Annotated in this window: 3 protein-coding genes and 1 pseudogene; 3 read left to right on the top strand and 1 reads right to left on the bottom strand. The window is 66.2% G+C overall.

Going from position 1 to position 3,956, the window contains the following annotated elements:
- The coding region (gene aroL / locus FVW27_RS09770; protein ID WP_167124721.1) for a shikimate kinase AroL at positions 1-393 on the bottom strand (393 nt) is incomplete at its 3' end.
- Positions 394-816: 423 nt separating this feature from the next.
- On the opposite strand from aroL, the gene FVW27_RS09765 reads away from it, so the two are divergent.
- From FVW27_RS09765 to FVW27_RS09755, 3 genes and pseudogenes are all read left to right on the top strand, one after another.
- Complete coding sequence (locus tag FVW27_RS09765; RefSeq protein WP_167124719.1) at positions 817-2,001, top strand: aminotransferase class I/II-fold pyridoxal phosphate-dependent enzyme; 1,185 nt, start codon at positions 817-819, stop codon at positions 1,999-2,001.
- On the top strand, positions 1,994-3,304 hold the full coding sequence (locus tag FVW27_RS09760) for a homoserine dehydrogenase (protein WP_341806117.1): 1,311 nt from the start codon (positions 1,994-1,996) through the stop codon (positions 3,302-3,304). The genes FVW27_RS09765 and FVW27_RS09760 overlap by 8 nt, the downstream gene beginning before the upstream one ends.
- 440 nt (positions 3,305-3,744) lie before the next feature.
- Positions 3,745-3,956 (top strand): annotated as a pseudogene (locus FVW27_RS09755) (phosphoglycerate mutase); the annotation flags it as partial.

Here is a 3,956-nt window from a genome sequence, read left to right as displayed (position 1 = left end):
GGTCAGCGAGGGGCGCTGCGCGGCCAGCGGGGCGCGCGCAAGGCGTCCGGCCAGCAGGTCCACGCTGCCGCACAGGTAGGCCACAAGGCCCCCGTCGCGCAGCATGCGCCGGTTTTCTTCCGCCAGCACCATACCGCCGCCGGTGGCCACCACCAGCCCGTCATGGCCAAGAGTGGCGCGCAGGGCCTCGGTTTCGCGCCGCCGGAATCCCTCCCAGCCTTCGCGTTCCACGATCTGCTCCACGGTCATGCCCGCCGAGGCAGTGAGCGTGGCGTCGGTATCCTCGAAATTCCAACCGGTGCGGGCGGCCAAGGCCTTGCCCACCGTGGTCTTGCCGCTGGCGCGCGGCCCCACCAGGTACACCCGCCGCACAGGCCGCGTATGGTCGTTCATGCATCCCCCCGGCACCGTTCGGACAAACAGTCTCCGATCATCGCAGCTAGGCGTATTGACCGGCATTTCTTTTTTGCAGTACAAACCACCGACACCGCAACCCACGGTAGCCTCGCCGCCTGTCAGAATACTTTTCCGGACCGTTTGTCCGGATCATTCGTTCGGGCTTTCCGTTCCGTGCACGGCGTCCACCAGACGCCCGCGCACCGGCACGCGGCGCACGCGCAATGTATACACGGCCATTCTCCACCACAAGAGTCATCGGCATGTCCCACCTCGACCGGACCGCTACCATCGCCACCACCGCCGCCGCTACCGCCGCGGCCGCCACCGCGGCAGCCGCCGCTCGGTGACGCAGGCTTGCGCCGTTGGTTCGAGGCGGCGCTGCCGCCTCTTTTTGTTTCAACCACGGAGAACTTCGCCATGAACCAGTTTCCGCGCATGCACCGTCTGCCTCCCTATGTCTTTGCGACGGTGAACGAACTGAAGATGCAGCTGCGTCGCCAGAACGTGGACATCGTCGACCTTGGCATGGGCAACCCCGACATCCCCACCCCCCAGCACATCGTGGACAAGCTGGTGGAAGCATCGGGCAAGGGCGTGAACCACCGCTACTCGGTGTCGCGCGGCATCCCCAACCTGCGCAAGGCCATCTGCGACTGGTACATGCGCCGCTTCGGCGTGTACCTGGATCCGGACACGGAAGCCGTGGCCACCATGGGCGCCAAGGAAGGGCTTTCGCACCTGTCGCTGGCCATGCTGTCGCCCGGCGACGTGGTGTTCGCGCCGGACCCCACCTACCCCATCCACACCTATGCTCCCATCATTGCCGGGGCCGACGTGCGGCGCATTCCCATCGGGCGCGGGCGCGACTTCTTCGAAGACCTGCTGGTGGCCACCCGCCAGACCTGGCCGCAGCCCAAGCTGCTGTTCATCAGCTACCCGCACAACCCCACCTGCGAAATCGCCGCGCCGGAATTCTTCCAGAAGGTCGTGGACTTCGCCAAGGAACACAAGATCTACGTCATCCACGACTTCGCTTACGCGGACCTGGCCTTCGACGGCCACATGCCGCCCAGCTTCATGCAGGCCGAAGGCGCAAAGGATGTGGGCGTGGAATTCTTCTCCATGTCCAAAAGCTACTCCATGGCCGGATGGCGCATGGGCTTCTGCGTGGGCAACCGCGACCTGGTCTACGCGCTGACCCGCATCAAGAGCTATCTCGACTACGGCCACTTCCAGCCCATCCAGATCGCGGCCACCGTGGCCCTGAACGGCCCGCAGGAATGCGTGACCGAAATCGTGGACACCTACCGCAAGCGCCGCGACGTGCTCATCGAAGGGCTTGGCCGCGCGGGCTGGGTGGTGCCGCCGCCCAAGGGCACCATGTTCGTGTGGGCCCAGATTCCCGAAGAATTCCGGGCCATGGGATCCGTGGAATTCTCCAAGCTGCTGCTCAAGGAAGCCCACGTGGCCGTTTCTCCGGGGCTGGGCTTCGGCGCGCACGGCGACGACCACGTCCGCTTCGCCCTCATCGAGAACGAACACCGTACCAAGCAGGCCATGAAGGGCATCAAGAAGGTGCTCTCCGGGAGGTCGTGTGGGTAGCGAAAGCGACAAGCCGGGCGGCAGACGTCTGGTCATCGGCATGGCCGGGTTCGGCACCGTGGGCAGCGGTCTTGCCCGCGTGCTGGACGAGAACCGCCAGTGGATCACCGAGCGCACCGGGCGCGAAATGGTCATCAAGACCATTCTGGTGCGCGACCTGGCCAAGCCGCGCGCCTGGCCCGTGCCGCAGGGCGCAACCCTGACCGCCGATCCGGCAGTTCTCACCGACGACCCGGAAATCGACGTGCTGGTGGAACTGATGGGCGGCATTGACGCTCCCCACGCCATCATCAAGCGCGCGCTGGAAGCGGGCAAGCACGTGGTCACCGCCAACAAGGCCCTGCTGGCCGAGGACGGCTACGACCTGTACCGTCTTGCCGAGCAGCAGAACGTGGGCCTGCACCACGAGGCCAGCGTGGCCGGGGGCATCCCCATCGTCCAGACGCTGAAGGAGAGCCTCGCGGGCAACCGCATCGGTTCGCTGGTCGGCATCCTGAACGGCACGGCCAACTACATCCTGTCCGAGATGACCAGCAACGGCCTGGACTTCGCCACCGCCCTCGGGCAGGCGCAGGAACTGGGCTACGCCGAGGCGGACCCCACGCTGGACATCGAAGGCCACGACACCGCCCACAAGCTGGTGCTGCTGATCCGCCTGGCCTACGGCATGGACTATCCCTACGCCGAACTGCCCGTGCAGGGCATTGCGGGCATCGACCGCATGGACATCGAGTTCGCGCGCGAACTGGGCTTTCGCATCAAGCTGCTGGCCCAGGTGCGCGAAGTGGACGGCAGGCTGGAGGCCGGGGTGTTTCCCACCCTGGTCAAGCACACCTTCCTCATCGCCCGGGTGGGCGGCGCGTACAACGCCATCCGTCTGGAAGGCAACGCCGTGGGTCCCGTGTTCCTGCACGGGCTTGGCGCGGGCAGCCTGCCCACCGCCAGCGCCGTGCTGGCCGACCTGATGACCGTGGCGCGCGGCGCAGCCCCGCACAACACCGGCTTTCAGCGCCAGGTGCCGCCCCGCGCGGACATCCTGCCCCCGGCAGACGCCGAAAGCAGCTACTACGTGCGCGCCATGGTGCCGGACAACCCCGGCGTGCTGCGCGATCTGGCCGGGGCCATGGCCGACCACTCCATCAGCATCGCCCAGGCCATCCAGAAGGGACAGCACCCCCAGGGCGTGCCCCTGGTGTTCATGACCCACGCCGCCAGGGCCAGCGCCATCCAGGGCGCCATTGCCCAGGTGCAGGCGGCCGGGTTGCTGCTGGCGCCGCCCGTCTGCTACCGGGTGTTGCAGTAAGGATTGAAGAGGCAGGAAACGGGAAGAATTCGCGGGGAAGGGGAACCTCTTGGAAGAGGTTCCCCTTCCCCGCACCCCATCCCCTCCAGAACTTTTTGATTGGGGACAATGTAGGTGCAGCGAGGCGGCAGTCCTGCTTGCCCCTTGCTTTGCCCGATACGTCGTGCAAATTCCATGGCCGTTCTCTCACCGCATTTCATCCATGAAACTGCCTTTCTTCCTTATACTCCGCGTCGGTCTTCCGGCGCGGATGGCTGGTGCGGACACGGTGCAAGGAATTACGATTTTTGTCGCCAGACAAGGCGCTTCGACGTTTCTTGAGCGCAGCGCACTTCCGTGCGTGAGCATCAAAAACGTCGAAGCAACACAGTCTGGCGACAAAAGGCGGATTCCGCCCGCAACGTGTCTGCGCTAACTCAAGCGCCACCACCAGTTCCGCCATGCACACGCCCTGCATCATCTGCATCCTCGACGGCATGGCCGACCTGCCCGCCAGCGATGGCCAGCCCACCCCGCTGGCCGCCGCTCACACGCCCACCCTCGACCACCTCGCCGCCACCGGCACCGCCGGTCTCTGCCAGGTCATCCCTCACGGCGCGGAAGCCGGGTCCGACGCAGGCATCCCCGCCCTGCTCGGCTACGACCCGCTGCG

Origin of the sequence: Nitratidesulfovibrio liaohensis (genome assembly GCF_011682075.1) — a bacterium.
Lineage (GTDB): Bacteria > Desulfobacterota > Desulfovibrionia > Desulfovibrionales > Desulfovibrionaceae > Cupidesulfovibrio > Cupidesulfovibrio liaohensis.
The sequence above is the reverse complement of the archived record's forward strand: the minus strand, read 5'-3'. Positions and strand labels throughout refer to the sequence as shown.

Coding starts and splice junctions, on each gene's coding strand:
- FVW27_RS09765 (WP_167124719.1), top strand. CDS start 817: ATGAACCAGTTTCCGCGCATGCACCGTCTGCCTCCCTATGTCTTTGCG.